The sequence below is a fragment of the Arthrobacter sp. ZGTC212 genome (assembly GCF_002929255.1).
Classification (GTDB): domain Bacteria; phylum Actinomycetota; class Actinomycetes; order Actinomycetales; family Micrococcaceae; genus Arthrobacter_B; species Arthrobacter_B sunyaminii.
Genome location: NZ_PJIJ01000001.1, coordinates 585,247 through 606,266 on the forward strand (window position 1 = coordinate 585,247; position 21,020 = coordinate 606,266).

The window sequence follows — 21,020 nt, forward strand, 5'->3', positions numbered from 1 at the left end:
GCGCGGAAATGATGACGGACCTGCGGAATCCGACCCGGCGTCCGGCGGGGACGCTGTTGGAGCGGGCAAATCCGCTGTCAAAACTTGCAGCTGCCACGGCCGTAACGCTCGCGGTGCTGGTGAGTGTGGACTGGATCAGCGCAGGCATTGTCCTGGCCGGTGAGCTGCTCCTGCTGCCGCTGCTGAGGATCCGGCCGCTGGTTCTGCTCAAACGCATCTGGCCCCTGGTTATTGCCGCTCTGGTTGGCGCCTGGGGCACGGCGCTGCTGGCGGAAAAGACCGGCACCGTCCTCCTGGATGCCGGGCCGGTCCTGTTCACTTCGGATTCGGTGGCCGCCGGCATCGCCATCGGACTGCGCGGTTTGGCGATAGCCCTGCCGGGGATTTACCTGCTGGCCTCGACAGACCCCACGGATCTGGCGGACGCCCTCGCGCAGAAGATGAGGCTTCCGCACCGGTTTGTGCTCGGGGCGCTGGCCGCCATGCGTCTGGTGGGGTTGCTGGTTTCCGAATGGCAAAGCCTGGGCATGGCCCGGCATGCCCGGGGAGTGGGCGCGGATTCCGGCCCGTTGACCCGCGTTCGTTCCTTCCTGGGGCAGGCGGTTGCCCTGCTGGTGCAGGCGGTGCGCCGGGCCACCCGGCTGGCCGCAGCCATGGAAGCCCGCGGTTTTGGCAGCGGGGGGAGGACGTGGGCCCGCACCTCGGTGTTCACGGTGCTGGATGCCTGGGTTGCCCTCTACGGGGTGCTGCTGGCCGGTGCGGCGCTGACCGCCGCCGTTGCCGCCGGAACGTTCAACTTCATCCTGACCTGACCCGGACTGAGTAGCCCGGACTACAAGGCCCCGCGCAGCAGTGCGGTCAGTTCCTCGGTCAGCTCGGGGGATGACGGGATCGGGGTTCCGTCGATGGAGGTCACCGGGGCGAGGAGCCGGATGCTGGAAACCAGCCACACGGCGTCGGCTTCCATCAGGTGGGCCGGCTCCAGGGGTCCGTAGCCCCGGGCCCATCCTGCGGCTTCAGCCGCGTCGAACAGGGCGCGCTGAGTGGTGCCGGGAAGGATGCCGCTCTCAAGCTCGGGCGTCAGCAGCGTTTTGACGCCGTCTTCCTCGACCGCAAGGATGACGCTCGACGTCGGACCCTCCAGGACCTTTCCGTCGGAGGACGTAAAGATGACGTCGTCGGCGCCCTGAGCTTTCGCGTAGCGCAGCGCCGCCATGTTGACGGCGTAAGACAGAGTCTTGGCGCCCAGCAGCAGCCAGGGCGCCCGGTCGGCCACGGTGCTGTCATAACCCCGGTCCAGCAGCAGGACAGCCAGGCCCTCGGCGGTGCGTTCCCTGACCCCGGCGGGTACGGGGGAAGCCGCAACCCACGCGCTGGGGGAGCCGGCGCCCTCGACTCCGCGGGTCAGCAGCAGCTTCACCACCGCCTCTGTGGGTCCTGCCTGAATCAGCAGCTCGGAAAGGGCCGTGGAAACGGCACGTTCCCAGCTCTCCCGTTCCGGAAAAGCAAGGTCAAGAGCCTGCGCCGAAGACGCCATCCGGTCCAGATGGGCGTCCATTTTACGGGCAGTGCCGTCAACGGCGAGCATCGATTCAAACACGCCGTCGCCGCGGGTGGCCCCCAGATCGGCGGCCATCAGCTGCGGGACGGCGGCATCCGCGAGACGGCCTTCGGGAAACTTCGGATCCAGGAACACCAGAACAGTCATGACCCCAGCCTAGTTTGTTCATCCGGCAGACTAGGCTATTGGGGAACCGGTCATCTGATAGGAGCCTCGTGTGTGGGTTGCATTAACGGGCACGGCGCTCCCAGTATGGATCGCCACGGCACTAACCGTGCTGGATTACGCGATCCGCATCATCGCCCTGGGCGTCGTGCCGGGGAACCGGCGGCCCACCACCGCCATGGCCTGGCTGCTGTGCATCTTCTTCCTCCCGGTGCCGGGAATCATCCTGTTCCTGCTCTTCGGCAATTTCCGGCTCTCCGAACACCGGGTCAAGCGCCAGGCTGAGGTCAACCGGGCGGTCCGTGAGAACACCCGCGAACTGGAGGCCGAGGGCAGCCGGTATTCCGGGCCGGAATGGGTGGTCTCGGCCACCGAGCTGAACCGCCGGCTGGGATCCTTCCCGAGCCTGGACGGCAACAAAGTGGAGCTGCAGCGGGACTACAGCGAGTCCATCCGCGAAATGACCGAAGTGGTCCGCGCCGCCCAAAAATACGTGCACGTCGAGTTCTACATCATGAGTTACGACAGCGTCACCCGGGAATTCTTCGCCGCGTTGAAGGACGCCGCCGCGCGCGGAGTCCGGGTGCGCCTGCTGTTTGACCACATCGGCACACTGCGGGTGAAGGGCTATCGGAAACTGCTGAAGGAACTTCGCAGCACTGACATTCAGTGGCGGCGGATGCTGCCCCTGCTCCCGGCCCGCGGTTTGTGGCGGCGGCCGGACCTGCGCAACCACCGCAAGATCCTCGTGGTGGACGGCAAAGTGGCGTACACGGGATCGCAGAACCTGGTGGAACCCTCCTACCGCAAGCCTCATAACCAGAAGATGGGCCGGAAGTGGGTGGAGCTGATGGCGCGGCTGGAAGGGCCGGTGGTTGATGAAATAAACGTTGTTTTCGCCACCGACTGGAACGCGGAGACGGATGAGAACCTCGAGCGCGAGCTGAGCCTCTATGAATGGGACAGCCATCCCGGCGACGTGACGTGCCAGGTGGTGCCCAGCGGCCCCGGGTTCACCACGGAAAACAACCTGCGCCTGTTCACCTCCCTGATCTACTCGGCCTCGGACCGCATTTCCATCACCAGCCCCTACTTCGTGCCCGATGATTCCCTGCTGTACGCCATCACCACGGCTGCCCAGCGCGGCGTTAATGTGGAGCTGTTCGTTTCCGAGCGGGGCGACCAGTTCCTCGTCGACCATGCCCAGCGTTCCTACTATGAAGCGCTGCTGCGTGCAGGCATCCGGATCTACCTGTATCCCAAACCGCTGGTGCTGCACGCAAAGCACTTCACCATCGACAACGAGGTGGCCGTCCTGGGGTCCTCGAACATGGACATGCGGTCCTTTTCCCTGAACCTGGAAGTGTCGGTCATGATGTTCGACGGGAACATCGTGACCGACATGCGCCGGATTGAAGACACCTACCGGTCCATGTCCCGGGAGCTGCTGCTCTCAGAGTGGGTGGGGCGCCCCGTCTGGCAGCGTTACATCGACAACGTGTGCCGGCTGACCGCCACGCTGCAGTAGCTACTCCGGAAACCGGGCTCCAAGCGCACTGAGTACCCCGAAGGCCTTTGCCTGGACTTCTTCCCACTCCGCCTCCGGATCCGAGTCCGCCGTGACCGCTCCGCCAACCCCCAGGGACAGGGAACGGTTCCGTATTTCCAGGGTACGGATCACCACGGACAGATCCGCGGCACCGGTCAGGGAAAACCAGCCGACGACGCCGGAATAGGCTCCGCGCGGGGCACCCTCCAGCCGGTCCAGGATAGCCATGGTGCTGATCTTGGGAGCCCCGGTCATGGACCCGGGCGGGAAGGCAACGGCAAGGGCCTCGGCCCGGGACGCACCGGCAAGCAGCACCGCGTCCACTGTGCTGACGAGCTGGTGGACCGTGGCGTAGGTTTCCACCGCGCAGAGGCGGGGCACGGTGACCGAACCCGGGACGGCGAACCGGGACAGATCATTGCGCAGCAGGTCCACAATCATGATGTTCTCCGCGCGGTCCTTCACCGAGGAGACCAGGTCTGCTTCCAGTTCCCGGTCCTCCGCGGCCGTAACTCCGCGCGGGCGGGTTCCCTTGATCGGCTCGGCCCGCATGCGTCCGGCGGCGTCGAAGGACAGGAAGCGTTCCGGAGAGGTTCCGGCCAGGCTGTACGCTCCGAAGCGCAGCAGCGAGGCGAAGGGCGCAGGGCTGCGCCGCCGGAGTCTGCGGTACAGCCCCAGGACGTCTGCCGGGCCCGGCGGCTCGGCCAGGTGCCCGGTAAGCGAGGTGGTCAGGCACACCTCGTAGGAGTTGCCGTTGCTGATTTCTGTCTGCGCGGAACGGACCTTGGCCAGATAGGAATCCCTGCTGTCCCGCACAGCAAACTGCGGGACGGGCAGGGAAGAACCGGTGGGCGGAAGATCCGGCATGGTTCCCGGAGGGACAGCGGCAGCAGTTTCGACGGTCCGCCGCACCAGCGCCGCCCAGCTGTCCGCGCTGCTTTCACCGCCGTCCGGGCTGTTGCCGGAAAGGGTCAGCACGTAGACGCACCTCAGCTCATGGTCCAGCACCACGGCCCGCCCGGCATAAATGAGGGCGGCGTCCGGGACGGATTCCGGATTTGTGCCCGGAGCCGCCGAAGCGTTGCTGCCGCCGGTTTCCCGTTTCAATTCATAGCCCAGGAACCCGAGCCAGCCCAGGGCAAAACCGCAGGGGTAGTCGGCCGGGGCCTGCCCCCGGGGCCGCCCCCAGACCGAGTCCAGCCAGGGGAAGAATGCTCCCGGCCGACGGGCGCTCACCGGTCCGGACACGATGGTGGTCACTCCGCCGCCGGTTTCGCGCCGGTGCTCGGCGTAGCGTCCCAGTGGGCCGCCGTCGTCGGCCATGATGCTGAAGCGGCTTCGGGCCCAAACGTGCGCGGCACCGGATTGACCCGGGCCAACCGGCACCTCCGGGTCCGGCACGACTGAGTCCGGGGCGCTGGAACTGTCCAGCCAGACGGCACGGGAAGAACTGCCGTACAGCGCGGCGTACAGCAGCTCGGGGTTCACCCAGGTGTCCAGCCGCTGAACCCGGACAGTTCCGGCGTCCGTGCCGGCCCCCGCCCAGCCGGGGGTTAGCGGAAGTGCGAGTTCCCCCAGGGCCTGCAGCACGTATTGGACGGTGGCCGCGGGATCCGGCGCGCCGGCGTTCCGGTCCACGCCGAGGTCAACAGTGATGTTGGCGCAGGACGACGCCGGATCCTCCGCCGCCCAGGCCTGCTCCTGCGCGGCCCACCGGTCCCAATGCGGCACGTAGGTGTCGCCGTCGCGCGCCAGTGCCTGTTTCCGCCGAAGTTCCGGCGGTGCACTAACCCACACGGCAGCATGGAGCAGGCTGCGCACGGCGGCGCTGGAGGAGCCCACGCCCTCGAAGATGATGATGTCAGCAGGCTCGGTGCGGCGCGCGTCGGCATACCGGCCCAGGCTCCAATCCCAGGCCTGCCAAACGGCAGCGCGGCCCGCGGACAGCGGTTCGGCGACGTGCCGGCGGAAGTACCCGATTCCCTCCGCCAATCCGTCCCATCCCGGATAGATGTCTTCCAGGTGGAAGAGGGACACGGTGTGGTGGGCGCGAAGTGCCGCTGCCAACTCTGTTGCGAGGGTGGTTTTGCCGGCACCGGAGAAGCCGTCAACGGCAATGAGGACAGGCAGCGTGCCGGCGCGGGGAAAGACCCGGGGCGGTTTCAGTGCGATCCGCCGGCGGAGGCGAGGGCGTCCCGCACATACTGCACCACGCCCGGCACTGAAGCCTGGATCAGGGCGTATGAGGAGTCAAAGTCGCTCATGTTGCCGTACCAGGGATCTTCAATACCCTGTTCTTCGACCGGTAGCTTTGCCGAGGACGGATCAAAGCTGCGAATCAGGCGAACCTTGTCCCGGTCCTGAAGAGTTGCTGCCCAATCCCGCAGTTCGGTGTAGTGCCCGTAATCCATGGCCAGCACGAGGTCACGGTCTGCGAACCATTCCAGTTTGAACTCCTGTGCCCGGAATACCCGGGTCTCCCCGGCACCAAAACCGTGGTTTTGGAGTTCCTCCGCGGCGCGGGGGTCCATGGGGCGCCCGGCCTCCCAGGCGGTCACCCCGGCGGAATCCACACGGACGTCATTTCCGAGTCCAGCCTCGTCAAAAGCACGGGTCAGGCAGAACTGGGCCATGGGGGAGCGGCAAATGTTGCCGGTGCAGACCGTGATGATTCTGTACATTCATCCAGCCTACCCACCGAAGAAGATGACGGGCGAAGAAGACCGGCACCGAACAGCTAGGCCCAGGCGATGATCTCCCCGGACGGAATCAGGAACCATCCGTCCGGACTTTGTGACCAGCGCCGCCAGCCGCCTGCCATCCGGGCCAGACCGGCTTGGTCAGTCAGCTCGCGGTCCAGCGCCTGGGCGGCGAAGGCGGAATGCAGCACCCGCTGGGCCCAGCCGTCACCGAACCACGCGCGGCGTTCAGGAGTGGCGTAAAGCCAGTTGGACGCCGAGGGCACAAACTCCGTAAAGCCTGCCTCCAGGATCCACGAAACGAGGCGCCGGCCGGCATTGGGCTGTGCCGCGTTGCCGCGGGCAATCCGCTGGTAGGTGTCCATCCATTCAGAGAGTTCGGGAAGCTCCGGGTACCAGCTCATGCCGTGGAAATCGGCGTCCCGGACCGCCACGATCCCGCCGGGCCGGGTGACGCGCCGCATCTCCCGCAGGGCCGCCACCGGATCTGCGAGGTGCTGAAGCACTTGGTGGGCGTGGACGACGTCGAACGCGGCGTCCGGAAAGTCCAGGTCATACACGTTCCCCGCGGCGAACTCCGCGTTGTCCAGTCCCCGGGCGGCGGCGAGCTTCCGGGCCTGGGCCACCACGTCCTCGGACTGGTCCAGTCCGGTGACGGGCCCGGGGTCTACGAGGTTCGCGAGGTCAGCCGTGATGCTGCCCGGGCCGCAGCCTACATCCAGCAGTGTCATTCCCGGTTCAAGGTAGTGGAGCAGATACGCCGCTGAATCGGCGGCCGTACGCACGGCGTGGGCGCCAACCACGCTGGCGTGGTGGCCGTGCGAATACTGTTCGGAAGCCATAGGAGGAGGATACGCGCAGGCGTGCCCGTATCTGGGGGAGTCTGCGGCCTGTGTCGTCCGGGCTGCGTCGCCGTTGCCGGGCATGAGCCCTTGTCCCGGGTCGAAGAGTTCGGGACGATGGCATCTGGACCCCGCCTCCAACGGCCGGGCGTTGCCTGGCGAGATGCCTTGGAAGGCAAAGATGGAATCGTCAAGGGAGAAGGCCGCCCGAATCTGTGTGTGGACGGCGTGCGCCGCAGGATTGGTGCATGCCTCGTTTAGCAGTTACTGGGCCCTTGGCGGGCAGTGGCTGCTGGACACGGTGGGCAGTGACGCATTGCGGGTCTCCTCGGGGTCACGGCTACTGACCGGACTCGGACTGGGGCTGGTGGCCCTTGCCAAGGCCTGCGGCGCCGTCATCCCGGTGGCAGTTGCCTACGGCCGGATCGGTTGGACAGGACTATGGCGCGGGCTGAGCTGGGCAGGGGCTCTGCTGCTGATCCTGTATGGCGGCCTAAACACGGCAGTCAGCAATGCGGTGCTGGCCGGATGGGTGATGCCGGCAGGCGGATACAACCTCCCCGCCCTGGCCGGCCACGCCTGGCTGTGGGATCCGCTGTTCCTGCTTTGGGGACTTTGCCTCTGTGGGTACCTTCTTTTGTCCCGGGGCCGGAACGTCAAGACCGGGGCACCGGATTGAAGAAGTTGAGTCGATCAGACTCAACTTTGTTGACAAAGATCGGAGCGTGAGTAAAGTTGAGTGCAGAACGCTCAAGACGCGGTGCGGAGGCTCAGGCCCCTCGACGGCGTCGTTTTCCACGGAAAGAGGAAGCAAATGTCACGTGCAGTAGGTATTGACCTTGGAACCACAAACTCGGTTGTCTCCGTCCTTGAAGGTGGCGAGCCCACCGTTATCGCCAATGCAGAGGGTGGCCGCACCACGCCGTCCGTTGTTGCTTTCGCCAAGTCCGGAGAGGTCCTCGTAGGCGAGATCGCCAAGCGCCAGGCCGTCAACAACATTGACCGCACCATCTCCTCCGTCAAGCGCCATATGGGCACCGACTGGAGCGTGGACGTTGACGGCAAGAAGTACACCGCCCAGGAAATCTCCGCCCGCATCCTTCAGAAGCTGAAGTCCGACGCCGAGTCGTACCTGGGTGAGAAGGTCACGGACGCCGTGATCACCGTTCCCGCGTACTTCAACGACGCTGAGCGCCAGGCCACCAAGGAAGCCGGCGAGATTGCCGGCCTGAACGTGCTGCGCATCGTCAACGAGCCCACCGCGGCCGCTCTGGCCTACGGCCTGGACAAGGGCAAGGAAGATGAGCTCATCCTGGTCTTCGACCTCGGCGGCGGAACGTTCGACGTTTCCCTGCTGGAAGTTGGCAAGGATGAAGATGACTTCTCCACCATCCAGGTGCGCGCCACCGCCGGTGACAACCGACTCGGCGGCGATGACTGGGACCAGCGCATCGTTGACTACCTGCTGAGCCAGGCCAAGGCCAAGGGTGCTGACCTGTCCAAGGACAAGATTGCCCTCCAGCGTCTGAAGGAAGCTGCGGAGCAGGCCAAGAAGGAACTCTCCTCGGCCACCTCCACCAACATCTCCCTGCAGTACCTCTCAGTGACTCCCGAGGGGCCGGTCCACCTGGACGAGCACCTCTCCCGTGCCAAGTTCCAGGACCTGACCAAGGATCTGCTGGACCGCACCAAGAAGCCGTTCAAGGACGTCATCTCCGAAGCCGGCATCAAGGTTTCCGACATTGACCACATCATCCTCGTCGGCGGTTCCACCCGTATGCCGGCCGTCACCGACCTCGTGAAGGAACTGGCCGGCGGCCAGGAGCCGAACAAGGGCGTGAACCCGGATGAGGTTGTGGCCGTTGGTGCCGCACTGCAGGCCGGTGTCCTGAAGGGTGAGCGCAAGGACGTTCTGCTGATCGACGTCACCCCGCTGTCCCTGGGCATTGAAACCAAGGGCGGTGTGATGACCAAGCTGATCGAGCGCAACACGGCCATCCCCACCAAGCGCAGCGAGACCTTCACCACGGCGGATGACAACCAGCCGTCAGTGGCCATTCAGGTCTTCCAGGGCGAGCGCGAGTTCACCCGCGACAACAAGCCGCTGGGTACGTTCGAGCTGACCGGTATCGCTCCGGCTCCGCGCGGCGTCCCGCAGGTTGAGGTCACCTTCGACATCGATGCCAACGGCATTGTGCACGTGTCCGCCAAGGACAAGGGCACCGGCGCCGAGCAGTCCATGACCATCACGGGCGGCTCTTCCCTCTCCAAGGAAGACATCGACCGCATGGTCCGCGAAGCCGAAGAGCACGCAGCGGAGGACAAGAAGCGCCGCGAGGCAGCGGACGTCCGCAACTCCGCCGAGCAGCTGGCCTACTCCGTGGACAAGCTCCTCACGGACAACGATGACAAGCTGCCCGAAGACGTCAAGACCGAGGTCAAGGGCGACGTTGACGCACTGAAGAAGGCTCTCGAAGGCACCGAGAACGACGACGAAGTGAAGTCCGCGTTCGAGAAGCTGCAGACCTCGCAGACCAAGCTGGGCGAAGCCATCTACGCTCAGGCACAGTCTGAAGGTGCCGCAGGCGGCGCCGGCGCCGGTGATGCAGGTGCAGCCGGCGGATCCTCCGCAGGTGACGAAGACATCGTTGACGCAGAGGTTGTCGACGACGAAGACAAGAAGTAATCATGACTGAAGCAAACAACGAGAAGCACAACGGCGACGAGCAGGATCCCGCCGGCACATCGCCGGCGGAGTCCGAAGCTGCGGCCTCCGGTGAGGCTCCCGCTGCGGACAACGGTGCCGAAGGCGATGCCCTGGCTCAGGCCGAGCAGATCCTCAACAGCGCCGATGTCCCCCCGGAACCCGCTGCCGCGGGATCACCGGAAGCTGCGGAACTGCGCAACGACCTGCTGCGGTTGCAGGCGGAATACGTCAACTACCGCAAGCGGGTGGAGCGGGACCGCGACGTCGCCCGGGAAATGGCCGTCATTGGAGTGCTGAACTCCCTGATGCCCGTCCTGGATGACATCGACGCCGCACGCCAGCACGGCGACTTGGCGGAGGGGCCTTTTGCCTCCATCGCCAACAAGCTGGAAAATTCGCTGAAGACGTACGGCCTGGGACGGATTGACGAGGTGGGGGTTGAATTTGACCCCAACATCCATGAAGCCCTGATCCAGCAGCAAAGCCCGGACGTCCAGTTCGATACAGTGACGCAGATTCTGCGGGCCGGTTACAAGTCCAATGACCGGGTCCTGCGGGCGGCACAGGTTATCGTCTCCGTTCCGGAGCAGTAGGCAGGGGTGCCCGGGGCCGTCTCACGGCGGCCCTGGGCACCTTTTTTCCAGCAGTGCACGTCCGGTCCGCAACCCGCGGGGTGTGGGCAGGAGCAGTAAATTGAGGAAGGGGACGCCAATTGGCTAGTCAGGATTGGGTCGATAAGGATTTTTATAAGATTCTGGGTGTCCCCAAGGACGCGTCGGAAGCCGATATCAAGAAGGCCTATCGGAAGCTGGCGCGCAAGTACCATCCGGACCAGAACCAGGATGATCCCTCAGCCGAGCGGATGTTCAAGGATCTCTCCGAAGCGTATTCGGTTCTCTCCGACCCCGAGGAACGCCAGCAGTATGACGCGATCCGTGCCATGGGCAGCGGAGCACGCTTCTCGGCGGGCGGTCCCGGCGGCGCAGGTCCTGCGGGAGGCGCCGGCTTCGAGGATCTCTTTGGCGGGCTCTTTGGCCAGGGTGCACGTCCCGGCGGCAGCCGCCGCACCAGCTACAGCACCGGCGGCAGTAACATTCCCCCGGAATTCGCCGACCTGTTTGGCGGCGGAGGGTTTGGCGGCGGGTTCGGCTCAGCGCAGCCGCAGAAGGGTGCGGACCGCACGGCGAGCACCACTATCTCCTTCGCAGGCTCCATCAACGGCACCGTCATTGGGCTGCGCGAGCCAAGCGGCGAAGTGGTGGAAGTCCGTGTTCCCGCCGGGGTCAAGGACGGCCAGAAGATCCGCGTCCGCGGCAAGGGCCAGCCTGGTGCCGCCGGAAACGGCGATCTGATGGTCACCGTGAACGTCACCCCTCACGACTTCTTTGTCCGCGACGGAAACAATATCCGTATCCATGTGCCGGTCAGCTTCCCCGAAGCGGCATTGGGTGCCACGATCGAAGTTCCCACGCTGACTGCGGAGAAAGTGAAGCTCAAGGTGCCTGCCGGCACCCCCTCCGGGCGCACCCTCCGGGTCAAGGGCCGGGGCGTTCAGACGTCCAAGGGCAACGGGGACCTGCTGGTAACCATCGACGTCGCCGTCCCTTCGCATCTCAACAAGGAAGCCAAGGCCGCAGTGGAGGCCTTCGCCGAGGCTACAAAGGGCGAGGATCCGCGCGCCGGCCTGGCCTCCAAGGCCAGGTTGTAGCCGCAAAACACGGTTCGGTTTCCGGTGCTCCGGAAACGGAACCGGGCTATGGTTACTAACGTCAACAGCTGTCAAGGAGGAACAATGGGCATAGACGTGAACGCGCCCATCTTTGTGATCTCCGTTGCCGCGGAGTTGGCGGATATGCATCCGCAAACCCTGCGGCAGTATGACCGGCTGGGCATCGTTTGCCCGAGCCGCGCTCCCGGAAGGTCCCGGCGGTATTCGCAGCATGACATCGACATGCTTCGTGAGGTTCAGCGGCTTTCCCAGGAGGGCGTGTCCCTGGAGGGCATCAAGCGCATCATGCAGCTGGAAAACCAGGTGTCCGGGCTGCGCGCCCGCATCGATGAACTTTCCGCGGAGCTGGACTCCATCCAGCAGCGCACCCCGGACCGCAGCCGGGTGTTTGCTGCCGGACTGGCCGGCGACGTCGTGACCCTGACCCGCGGGCAGCGGCCGCCCGCTTCGCGGCCTTTCGCTACACAGCTCAGCCTCGCTTCCCTGGTGCAGCGCCGCGGCAAGCTGCGGGCCCTTCCGGCCGGGAAGCAGCAGGACGCCGTGGACTACGACGGCGGTTACGTTCAGTCTCTCTGACTGCTTTGTCCGGCCGCCCTCAGCGGAACCGCCGGCCCTGGTCGCGGCGGTTCGCCCACACCGCCAGTGTTCCCAGCACCAGCGTCCAGGCGACGAGGCAGGGGATGGCGGACGGACTTAGCGGCTGCCCGGCGAAGACGGTCACCGCCAGGTCGCGGGCAGCCCGGGTGGGCAGGAACAGGGACAGCGCGTTGAGTCCCGGACTGAACAAGTCCGGAGGAAGCATCAGCCCCCCGCCGAAGGCCAGCGGAAAAAACACCACCTGCGTGACGGCGATGGCTACCTTGGAAGTGCAGAGGTAACCGATCAGCAGGCCCAGGAACAGGAACGGCAGGCCGCACACCAGCCATACCAGCATGGCCGCCGGCACCCGCCACCAGGACAGCGCCCCCGTTGTGAAGGCCTCCAGTGCCGAAGTGGTGAACATGCCCACGAGCATCACCGGGATCAGGGAAAAGAAGGCAAACAACATGGCGGTCAGGGCACGGGCCGCAGTGGGCGGTACGGCGCCGGCGGGCAGCGTCCGCACATAGCTGCTCCACGGATTGGCACGGTCCTCCGCGACGCCAATGCCGTAATTGAACAGGAATGAACTCATCACCCCAAAGAGCGCCAGCTGCGCGACGGCGATGAGCGAGGCCACGGGATTGGAAGTCACCGCCTGCTGCGGGAGGACGAAAAACACCAGTGCCAGCGTGGGGAACAGCGTCGACGAAATGACGGAAATCGGAATGCGCAGCTGCTCAAGAACCTGTGCCTTGGTGTGCGCGCGGACCAGCGTTGCGGTACTCATAGCTTCTCCTCCCGGGCTCTTGTCTCGGGGCCGGCAGCAAGGTGGGTCAGAGACAGGAACGCCTCTTCGAGGCTGGCCGTGTGGACCTCGAGCCCGGAAAACGGAATGTTGTCGCGGACCAGGCGCCGGACGGTCGCATCCGAGTCCCGGCTCAGCACCGTCACGACGTTGTCCCCGCCAGCGGTGACTCCCGCGCTTTCGGGTAAGGACTCGAACAACGACGGCGGAAGGTGGGTACGGAAAGAGACTCTGCTGACGGAGACCCGGCTGCGGACCTGGTCCACGGTTCCGTCGGCAACAACCTCCCCGTTGTTCAGAACCGCCACCCGCCCCGAGAGGGCCTGAATCTCCTCCAAATAGTGGCTGGTCACCAGCAGCGTGCCGCCGTCCCTGCGGTACTGGCCCAGACGCTCCCAGAGGTTTTCGCGCGCTTCAACATCCAGGCCGGTGGTCGGCTCGTCAAGGATGACCAGCCGGGGCCTTCCCACCAGCGCAAGTGCCACCAGCAGCCTCCGCTGCTGCCCGCCGGAGAGCCCGCCGCACTGTTTGTCTGCGATATGCGTGAGCCCGAATTCCCTGAGCAGCCGGGTTCTCGGCACCGGATGCTCGTAGTGGGCAGCAACAAAGTCCACAGTTTCCCGGACCCGCAGAGTGGGCGGCACGGACGTTGCCTGAGGCGTAGTCCCCAGTTGCCGCCGCGCGGCGGGCTCCCGGGGATTGCGGCCAAAGAGTTCCACCGTTCCTGCGTCCGGAGTGCGGATTCCGCACAGCAGATTCAGGAGGGTGGACTTTCCCGCTCCGTTGGGGCCGAGCAATCCCAGGGCTTCCCCTGCCCGGATGTCCAGGCTGACGCTGCTGAGGGCGGGTTTGCCGGCGTAGCTTTTGGTGACGCCCCTGGCAGCCGCCAGCACGTCGGACGTGCCGGCGAGGCTGGCCGGCCGGATGGCTGAACTGGGATTGGAAGTCACGGTGCCTCCGATAGTTGCGGTGTGGCCAGCAGATCCTGAAGGGCTGTCCGGTACTGGGCGTAAGCCAGCTTTCCCTCCGGACTGATCCCCAGATACGTGATGGGGGAACGGCCTTCTATGGTCTTGGTGACCACGATGTAGCCCGCATCTTCGAGCTTTCGCAGGTGGGTGGACAGGTTTCCTGCCGTCATGTCCAGCATTGCCCGCAGCTTGGTAAAAGCGATGCGGTTGCTCTCGCCCACCTCGTTGAGCATGGTCAGCGCCCGTAGCCGTGCTTCGGCGTGGATCACCGGATCAAGTTCAGGCATGGTTCACCGCTGCGGGGCGACGGCGCCGTGTTGCGAGGTACTCGGTGACGGACCCCGCCAGGAGCCCTGCTGATCCCAGGTACAGGAACACAGCCAGGAAGTGGTTGGGGCCGGAGAGGAGGGCAGCGATGGTCACCACCAGCAGCCATAGTCCGAGGTAGCACTGACGCTGATCATTGAAGGTGGTGCCGCCCGTGACGTAAAGCAGGCCCACGATCAACACGGCAACGGAGTTGATCAGCATGCCCCGGACCCAGAAATCGTCCACTGCCCGGCCAATGAGGACACTGAGGATGCCCATGATGAGGAATCCCAGGGCCCAAGAGGCGCCGTACATGCCGGCTTGGAAAGAAGTGGGGCCTCGAAGTCCCCGGGCGCCGCGGACCGACAGGATGACCGTGGCGATGGTGGCTGCGGCCAGGGCTGCTCCCAGCACGGCCAGGGCGCTGGACAGTTGAATCGGCAGCCACCCGTCTCTGCTGCCCTGCAGCGCCCCGTAACCCGCAACCCAGGCCAGCGCCCACAGCAGGTAGATCAGGGCGGCATTCCCGGTCAGTTGCCGCCGGACGGACCGTTCGGCGTCGTCGACAATGCGCAGGGCGGATGCGAGGTCAAGGGGCTGGTCGGGAACGGCAGCATTTGGAACGGTGTTGCCTTCGAGGCCGCTGCCGCCCCGCAGGCCGGCTGGTTTCTTTGCCATGGAGTTCTCCGCTCAAGTTTGCGGGAAGCGAATGTCACCGGTTGCAAAGTAGTTTGCGCCACAAACTGGTCTGCGGCAAGAGGTGCGCCAAAACAATCAAGAACAGCAGACAACTAAGAGCGCAGACAGCCAATTAAGAAAACAGACAGCGATCAGCGCAGGCGGCGCGCCCGCAGGACAACATCCTCGGTGTGGTGGGCACCTGCACCGGCGGAAACGTTCCGGGGCCGGATCTCGTTCACCTCAATCTGCCAGTTCTCGTCCAGCATGGCTGCCACATCTGCGAGTCCCACGTAGTCCCGGAGTGCGGCGCTGTGTGCCCCGGCGTCCCCGTCGGCGGGCAGCTGATGGTGCACCAGAAGGAGAACGCCCCCGGGGGCCACAGCACGAAGCAAAGCACGTTCGGCCGCGTTCGAGTCGGTGCGCAGCAACGCCGGATACTGGGCGGATACCAGGTCAAAGGAAGCGGGCGGGAGGGTGGCCTCCACCAAGCCGGAGTGCACCCAGTGCACGGTTACGCCGCGCAGCTCGGCCTGCCGGGCTGCCCGGTCCAGCGCCACGTTGGAAACCTCCAGTGCCGTGACATCCCAACCCTGCTCCGCCAGCCACACCGCGTCGGCACCTTCACCGCAACCTACGTCCAGAACCCTTCCGGGCTTCAGCCCGCGGACCTCGCTCACCAGAGCGGCGTTGGGTTGCCCGCTCCACAGAGCGGGCCTTTCGGAGTAGCGCCGGTCCCAGAAGTCGCTGGTTTCCTCAGGTGTCTGCGGGGTGACGTGGCCGGACTCAACCGGCTCGGAGGCAGCGTGATGGTTTCCATGTTCCATTACTGAAGCATGCACCGGGAATACGCAGGCGGCAAAGTCCTTTTGCCGCCCTGGCAAACCGGACCGCCCACCCCTTGTGCCAGACGCCGCGAGAAACTAGCTTGCGGCATTCCCGGCGTCCGGGCGCAGACGGATGAGGCGCTGCGGGCCGCTTTCCTCCAGTTCCACCAAGTCGCTGTGGGAAGCGAGGAAATCGGTGAAGGACCGGTAACCGAGCGGCTTCTCATTGAAGGAGGGGTCCATCCGGCGCATCTGGTTCTTGATGGTCCCGGAGTTGAGCCACTCGTCGGAGTCGCCCTTCGCATGGCCGATCTGCAGGGCGCGGATGAGGAGCTCGGTGGCAATGGTCTGCGGGTCGATGTCCTCGTGTATTTCCGGCTCATCACTGAACTGGGTGTCCCCGGCATCGGAGAACATGGGGATCGTGGTGAGCTGGTGGACCTTGCCGGGGGCGGGATCCAGCTGGGCCTGCGCCGGTTCGGGCACCCGGTCCTTGTCGACACGCTCCGGCGCTGCGGCCTTGTTGATGCCCGGCAGTGAATCGTAGTCTTCGAATTCGTCACAGGCGGCGGCCAGCGAGGTGCTGGTGGATCCGGCAACGCCGATGCCCACGACGAATCGGCCCAGGCGCTTCGACTTCTGCGCGAGCGCAATGTAGTCCGAATCTCCGGCGACGATAATGACGTGGGTGAGGTCCGGCAGCCGGAAGAGATCTTCCACCACGTCCACGGCAAGACGGATGTCCGCGCCGTTCTTGGTGCCGCGGGTGGTGGTGGTGAACAGCTGGGTGAGGTCCACCGCCCGGGACATCAGCTGGCGCTGGTAACTGGCATTGACGGGCACCGACCAGTCGGCGTACGCACGGTTGACCACCAGTGTGCCAAAGGACGCAGCGAAGTCGATGATGGCGTTGAAATCGACCGTGGCGGAGGTCAGTTTCGCTGCGATATCGGGGTCGGCGTCACGGCTGAACTTGTCGAAATTGCGGATGCCGTCGCGCTGGAAGGCATTGCGGCCGTGCAGCTGCTGATAGCGGGAAATGACGATGTTGTCGAAGTCGATGTAGAGGCCGACGCGGGCATCATTGGGTTCAGTCATGGGAATCAGGCCTTGCGGTAGGTCAGGTCGAAGATCAGGCGGCCGGCTTGGTGCGCCTTGTTCTCGAAGCTGGTCAGGGTGCGTCCCGCAAACCGCGGCGCCCACCCTCCCCGGGTGTCGACGTCGTCCACCGGAGCCTTCTTTTCCAGGCCTTCCCGGTTTACGCGCGTCAGCGGGCTGTCCTCGCCGGCCTGCTCGCCGTCGTGCAGGTTCATAAACCGGGCGGACGCGTCGAGGACTTCACGCATCTGCACGGCGTAGTCGGACCAGTCGGTGGCCAGGCGCCAGATGCCGCCCGGCACCAGGACGCGGGCAACCAGCTCGGCGAATTCATCCTTGACCATGCGGCGCTTGTGATGGCGGGTCTTGTGCCAGGGATCGGGGAAGAACACCCAGACTTCATCCACGGAACCGGCGGGGAGCATAGTGGTCAGGACCTCGGGAGCATTGGCTTGGACCACGCGGACGTTGGTGAGCTCTTTTTGGCCGATGCGCTGCAGGGTCTGGGCCAGGCCGGGAAGGTAGACCTCCACGGCGAGGTAATTCTTGTCCGGATTCTGTTCAGCCGCATGAGTCACGGCTTCACCCAGGCCGGAACCGATTTCCACCACCAGGGGAGCGGTGCGTCCAAACTCGGCGGCGGCGTCGAACACGTAAACGGGATCCACTGAGGTATCCGCTTCCGCACGCGGAACGTCAATGACAAACCGGTCCGACAGTTCATCCCAGGCCTGCTGGCGGCGGCCCTGGAGGCGGGAACCGCGCCGGACAAAGGACACCGGCGAGCGGAAGTGCCGGGGGTCTGAAGTCTCGACCGGCGTGCTTGCGTCCGCCGGACTTTCAGCGTTCAGGGATCCGGTGTCGGGCAGGGCTGGTTCAGTAGTCATTACTGTTAATGTTATCGGCTGCGCCGCGGCGTGTTTGCAGGCATGAAACTGTCCACAAATGCCTCTCCCCGGACAGTTCCAGGACCCTCCGTGCGGGCGGCGATTAGGAAACTGGGCACAAACCGGTAAACTGGACGAAGTTGTTGTGACTGCCGCGCCTAAAAGCCGCGTGTGTAAGCAGCGCAACCTGCGTCGATGAACGCTTTCTTTTGTCCCGCCGGTCACATAAGGCCGAGCCACTGGACACTGTCTGACTTTTCTTCGGCGAACCCCGGTGCCATACGGCTTTGGGGCCACTTACCGAAAGTTGCTTGTCTTTTAATGACTACTTTTGCTGCCCTTGGTGTACCCAAGGCTCTGGTTTCCTCCCTCTCCGCTTCAGGAATTGACGAAGCATTCCCGATTCAGGTTGAAACCCTTCCCGATACCCTCAAGGGCCGCGACGTGCTCGGCCGGGGCCGCACCGGCTCCGGCAAGACCCTCGCTTTCTCACTTCCGCTGGTCACCCGGCTGGCTGAGGCTGAAGCGGCCTACCGCCGCAAGCCGAACCGCCCGCTGGGCCTGGTCCTGGCACCCACCCGCGAACTGGCCACGCAGATCAACAACGTGATTGAGCCGCTCGCCAAGGAACTGGGCCTGACCACCACCGTTATTTACGGCGGCGTTTCCCAGCAGCGCCAGGAAAAGGCACTCAAGGCTGGCGTTGACATTGTCATTGCCTGCCCCGGCCGGCTCGAAGACCTCATGAAGCAGAAGGTCATCAGCCTGGAATCCATTGAAATCACTGTGCTCGATGAAGCCGACCACATGGCTGATCTCGGATTCCTGCCGGTAGTCCAGCGGCTGCTGGACCGCACCCCCGAAAAGGGGCAGCGGATGCTGTTCTCCGCCACGCTGGACAACGGCGTGGACAAGCTCGTCCGCCGTTACCTGTCCAACCCGCTGACCCACTCGGTGGACGAGCCGCAGGCAGCGGTGTCCACCATGGAGCACCACGTGCTGCTGGTTCAGGACCAGACGGCCAAGAAGCTGCTCGTCAAGGAACTGGCTTCCGGCTCGGGCCGCCGCATCATGTTCATGCGCACCAAGCATCACGCCCGGAAGATGGCCAAGTTCCTGACGGACAGCGGAATTCCCACCGTTGACCTGCACGGCAACCTGTCCCAGAATGCCCGAGACCGGAACCTGGCGGAATTCTCCTCCGGTGACGTGCGCGTGCTGGTTGCCACCGACGTCGCAGCCCGCGGCGTGCACGTGGATGACGTGGAACTGGTCGTCCACATTGATCCCCCCACGGAGCACAAGGCGTACCTGCACCGTTCAGGCCGTACGGCACGCGCCGGTTCGTCCGGAACCGTTGTCACGCTGACGCTGCCGGAACAGAAGAGTGAAGTGTCCAAGCTGATGAAGGCTGCGGGCGTTGACGTCTCCATCGAAAAGGTTTCGCACAATTCTCCGTCCATCGCCAAGCTGATCGGTGACCGAGCCGCTGTTGTGGAGCCGCATGTGCGCGCCGCCCAACTGGCATCGAAGTCTCCGCAGCAGGGCGGCGGCCGGTCCACCGGCGCCAATGCCCAGCGCAAGCGCGCCGCCCGTTCCACCACCGCACCCCGTGCCGGCGGCCGGGGCGGATCCGGCGGACGCGGACGTGTCTCGGCTGAGCGCAGTGAACGCAGCGAGCGTGACCGCAACGATTTCACTCCCGATGCTCCCCGTGCCCAGCGGTCGCAGGACGGACGCCGCGGCGCTGCTGCTGCGTCCACCGCGCAGGGCCGCAACCGCCGTCCGGCCACCGGCCAGCGCGCCGGTGATGTTGCTCCGGCAGGCGCAGGCCGTTCGGCTTCCGGATCGCGTGCGCAGGCACCCTCCGGTGCCGGCCGTCCCGCACGAGGCGGCGGCCCCCGCCGCGCCACGGCTCCGGCGTCGAATGAGCGCCGTTCCCGCTAGGGTTCAGCACTAAAGCGCAAAAGGCGCCTGTTCCCTTTGGGGGCAGGCGCCTTTTCTGTGTTCGCTGGTGCGTTCCGGGTTAGTCCAAATCGTAGAAGGACACGACGGCGGCGAATCCGCGTCCCAGCACTGACGGGCGTTCATCGGCACCGACCACGGTGTCCAGCGGCTCAAGTGCTGTTGCTGTACCACCGTCCGCGGTAACCGTGGCGCTGCCGTGCAGCAGGACCAGGAACTGGCCGGATCCAAGCGTCTGCGGATTCTTCTTGGACAATTCGGCCACCATCACCGCGGCGCCGGTGGTGGTGCGGTCCGCAAGCGTGTTGAGCACCGTGACAGGCCCGGTGGGCAGGGCAGCCTCCACTGCGGAGTCTCCGGAATAGCGGAACGGGCGGAACTTCTCCATCCCGTGTTCGGCGCCGTCCACGGTGAGGACCAGCAGTTCACCCTCCACCGGAACCGTAATCCGGTCCATTCCCGGAAAGGCCGTGAAAGCACCGGGCTTGTCGATGGAGGCAACGCTGAGGCGCCATCCTGTTCCTGATGCGATTTCCTTGACCCGGCCGTTGTTCTTTCCCCAGGGAACCGAGGGAAGTTCCGGGAACCGGATGATCGGGGAGGCAGCATTCACTGTGCTGGTCACGGTGTCCTTACTCGGCTCTTTTACTCGACGGAAGGCTGCGGCTTGGCGCCGCGCAGGTAATGCCTGCGGGCTGCGCTGTTGATTTGGAAACTGCGGCCGCTGGTCTCCGCCGGCTCAATCCGCATGAAGTGGTTCTTCTCCCCGGCCTGCCAGGGGAACAGGGGAAGCTCCTCTGAGGCGAGGACCTCCTCGATGGACTCCAGCTGGGCTGCCGAGCCCTTCAGGACAACGCTCCAGGCGAAACCAAGCCGGTCATCGTAACCGTCAACCTCGAAAGCCACTGCAGCGCCTTCCAGGGCTGCCCGAAGCTTGGTGCCTTCGGCGGTCCGGAAGACAACGGATCCCCGGTCCACGACGAAGTTGATCGGGAAAATCTCGGGGTGCTCGTCGGCAATGACGGCCAGCCGGCCGATCGGAGCCTGGCGGATGTAATCCCAGCACTGGTTGGCGGTCAGTTCCACGGGCTTGTCAGCAGGTGTCCCGGCATCATCTTTGATTGGCAACATTCCTCCAGTCTAGTTGTACGGGCACCGACCACAATGAACGGGCGTCCGGGACATGGTGCTGCAGGCCACGGTGCACCACAATGAGACGATGAACCTCATCCTGAACCTCATCTGGCTCCTGTTCGGCGGCATCTGGCTGGCGCTGGGATATGTGCTGGCCGGTATCGTGTGCTGCCTGCTGATCGTGACCATCCCGTTCGGCATCGCGTCTTTCCGGATCGCGTCTTACGCCTTCTGGCCCTTTGGCCGCACCATAGTGGACCGCGGCGACGCACCCGGGCTGCTGTCCACGGTGGGCAACGTCATTTGGCTGGTGGTGGCAGGGGTGTGGATCGCCGCCGGGCACATCATGACGGCCATACCGATGTTCATCAGCATCATCGGCATTCCGCTGGGCATTGCGAACCTGAAGATGGTGCCCATCTCGCTGATGCCGCTGGGGAAAGTCATTGTTCCCACCGGGCGTCCCGGCATCATGCCGTATGGCTCGGCTGAACCGTACGGTGTTTACGGGC

At 65.0% G+C, this 21,020-nt stretch carries 20 protein-coding genes and 2 pseudogenes; 9 read left to right on the forward strand and 13 right to left on the reverse strand.

Annotated features, from left to right (window positions below):
• Positions 1–11: 11 nt before the first annotated feature.
• Entirely contained in the window at positions 12–812 is an 801-nt protein-coding gene (locus tag CXQ89_RS02945) for an energy-coupling factor transporter transmembrane protein EcfT (protein WP_104160676.1), read from the forward strand.
• Positions 813–832: 20 nt separating this feature from the next.
• Here CXQ89_RS02945 and CXQ89_RS02950 read toward each other — a convergent pair whose 3' ends face one another.
• Positions 833–1,708 (reverse strand): aminodeoxychorismate lyase, encoded by an 876-nt coding sequence (locus CXQ89_RS02950; RefSeq protein WP_104160238.1) that lies wholly within the window; start codon positions 1,706–1,708, stop codon positions 833–835.
• Between the two features lie 70 nt (positions 1,709–1,778).
• Here CXQ89_RS02950 and cls point away from each other — a divergent pair, with 70 nt between their 5' ends.
• Positions 1,779–3,254: a cardiolipin synthase gene (gene cls, locus CXQ89_RS02955; protein ID WP_104160239.1), complete on the forward strand. Its 1,476-nt coding sequence runs from the start codon at positions 1,779–1,781 to the stop codon at positions 3,252–3,254.
• Here cls and CXQ89_RS02960 read toward each other — a convergent pair whose 3' ends face one another.
• The 3 genes from CXQ89_RS02960 to CXQ89_RS02970 all read right to left on the reverse strand — a co-directional run bounded on the left by CXQ89_RS02960 (position 3,255) and on the right by CXQ89_RS02970 (position 6,816).
• Positions 3,255–5,342 carry a chorismate-binding protein gene (locus tag CXQ89_RS02960; protein ID WP_258059826.1) on the reverse strand — a complete coding sequence of 696 codons (2,088 nt, stop codon included), beginning with the start codon at positions 5,340–5,342 and terminating at the stop codon, positions 3,255–3,257.
• 95 nt (positions 5,343–5,437) lie between these two features.
• Entirely contained in the window at positions 5,438–5,956 is a 519-nt protein-coding gene (locus CXQ89_RS02965) for a low molecular weight protein-tyrosine-phosphatase (protein WP_104160241.1), read from the reverse strand.
• A gap of 56 nt (positions 5,957–6,012) precedes the next feature.
• A complete protein-coding gene (locus CXQ89_RS02970; RefSeq protein ID WP_104160242.1) occupies positions 6,013–6,816 on the reverse strand; it encodes a methyltransferase domain-containing protein in 804 nt (267 codons plus the stop codon).
• 181 nt (positions 6,817–6,997) lie between these two features.
• Here CXQ89_RS02970 and CXQ89_RS02975 point away from each other — a divergent pair, with 181 nt between their 5' ends.
• The 5 genes and pseudogenes from CXQ89_RS02975 to CXQ89_RS18735 form a co-directional block, all read left to right on the forward strand.
• Entirely contained in the window at positions 6,998–7,495 is a 498-nt protein-coding gene (locus CXQ89_RS02975) for a DUF3995 domain-containing protein (protein ID WP_104160243.1), read from the forward strand.
• A gap of 135 nt (positions 7,496–7,630) precedes the next feature.
• Positions 7,631–9,502 carry a molecular chaperone DnaK gene (gene dnaK, locus CXQ89_RS02980; RefSeq protein WP_104053141.1) on the forward strand — a complete coding sequence of 624 codons (1,872 nt, stop codon included), beginning with the start codon at positions 7,631–7,633 and terminating at the stop codon, positions 9,500–9,502.
• Between the two features lie 2 nt (positions 9,503–9,504).
• The gene (locus CXQ89_RS02985) at positions 9,505–10,116 is read left to right on the forward strand and encodes a nucleotide exchange factor GrpE (RefSeq protein ID WP_104101976.1); all 612 of its coding nucleotides are present in this window, start codon (positions 9,505–9,507) and stop codon (positions 10,114–10,116) included.
• Positions 10,117–10,235: 119 nt separating this feature from the next.
• Positions 10,236–11,231, forward strand: a complete 996-nt coding sequence (locus CXQ89_RS02990) for a DnaJ C-terminal domain-containing protein (protein WP_104053139.1) — start codon at positions 10,236–10,238, stop codon at positions 11,229–11,231.
• A gap of 84 nt (positions 11,232–11,315) precedes the next feature.
• Positions 11,316–11,693: pseudogene (locus CXQ89_RS18735) on the forward strand (heat shock protein transcriptional repressor HspR); the annotation flags it as partial.
• 154 nt (positions 11,694–11,847) lie between these two features.
• On the opposite strand, the gene CXQ89_RS03000 reads toward CXQ89_RS18735, so the two are convergent.
• From CXQ89_RS03000 to trmB, 7 genes are all read right to left on the reverse strand, one after another.
• On the reverse strand, positions 11,848–12,621 hold the full coding sequence (locus CXQ89_RS03000; RefSeq protein WP_104053137.1) for an ABC transporter: 774 nt from the start codon (positions 12,619–12,621) through the stop codon (positions 11,848–11,850).
• On the reverse strand, positions 12,618–13,589 hold the full coding sequence (locus tag CXQ89_RS03005) for an ABC transporter ATP-binding protein (protein ID WP_104160244.1): 972 nt from the start codon (positions 13,587–13,589) through the stop codon (positions 12,618–12,620). The genes CXQ89_RS03000 and CXQ89_RS03005 overlap by 4 nt, the downstream gene beginning before the upstream one ends.
• On the reverse strand, positions 13,586–13,897 hold the full coding sequence (locus tag CXQ89_RS03010) for a transcriptional regulator (RefSeq protein ID WP_104053135.1): 312 nt from the start codon (positions 13,895–13,897) through the stop codon (positions 13,586–13,588). Before CXQ89_RS03010 ends, CXQ89_RS03005 begins: the two co-directional genes overlap by 4 nt.
• On the reverse strand, positions 13,890–14,597 hold the full coding sequence (locus tag CXQ89_RS03015) for a hypothetical protein (protein WP_258059827.1): 708 nt from the start codon (positions 14,595–14,597) through the stop codon (positions 13,890–13,892). Before CXQ89_RS03015 ends, CXQ89_RS03010 begins: the two co-directional genes overlap by 8 nt.
• A gap of 152 nt (positions 14,598–14,749) precedes the next feature.
• On the reverse strand, positions 14,750–15,424 hold the full coding sequence (locus tag CXQ89_RS03020) for a bifunctional 2-polyprenyl-6-hydroxyphenol methylase/3-demethylubiquinol 3-O-methyltransferase UbiG (RefSeq protein WP_104160678.1): 675 nt from the start codon (positions 15,422–15,424) through the stop codon (positions 14,750–14,752).
• A 96-nt stretch (positions 15,425–15,520) separates the two neighbouring features.
• On the reverse strand, positions 15,521–16,522 hold the full coding sequence (locus CXQ89_RS03025) for an NYN domain-containing protein (RefSeq protein ID WP_104053132.1): 1,002 nt from the start codon (positions 16,520–16,522) through the stop codon (positions 15,521–15,523).
• Positions 16,523–16,527: 5 nt separating this feature from the next.
• Entirely contained in the window at positions 16,528–17,409 is an 882-nt protein-coding gene (gene trmB, locus CXQ89_RS03030; RefSeq protein WP_104160245.1) for a tRNA (guanosine(46)-N7)-methyltransferase TrmB, read from the reverse strand.
• A 321-nt stretch (positions 17,410–17,730) separates the two neighbouring features.
• On the opposite strand from trmB, the gene CXQ89_RS03035 reads away from it, so the two are divergent.
• Entirely contained in the window at positions 17,731–19,356 is a 1,626-nt protein-coding gene (locus tag CXQ89_RS03035; RefSeq protein WP_104053130.1) for a DEAD/DEAH box helicase, read from the forward strand.
• A gap of 79 nt (positions 19,357–19,435) precedes the next feature.
• On the opposite strand, the gene CXQ89_RS03040 is transcribed toward CXQ89_RS03035, so the two are convergent.
• Positions 19,436–19,999, reverse strand: coding sequence for a HutD family protein (locus CXQ89_RS03040; RefSeq protein WP_104160246.1), 564 nt, complete (start codon positions 19,997–19,999; stop codon positions 19,436–19,438).
• 20 nt (positions 20,000–20,019) lie between these two features.
• Positions 20,020–20,505 carry a pyridoxamine 5'-phosphate oxidase family protein gene (locus CXQ89_RS03045; protein WP_104160247.1) on the reverse strand — a complete coding sequence of 162 codons (486 nt, stop codon included), beginning with the start codon at positions 20,503–20,505 and terminating at the stop codon, positions 20,020–20,022.
• 88 nt (positions 20,506–20,593) lie between these two features.
• On the opposite strand from CXQ89_RS03045, the pseudogene CXQ89_RS03050 reads away from it, so the two are divergent.
• Positions 20,594–20,974, forward strand: a pseudogene (locus CXQ89_RS03050) (YccF domain-containing protein); the annotation flags it as partial.
• Between the last annotated feature and the right edge of the window lie 46 nt (positions 20,975–21,020).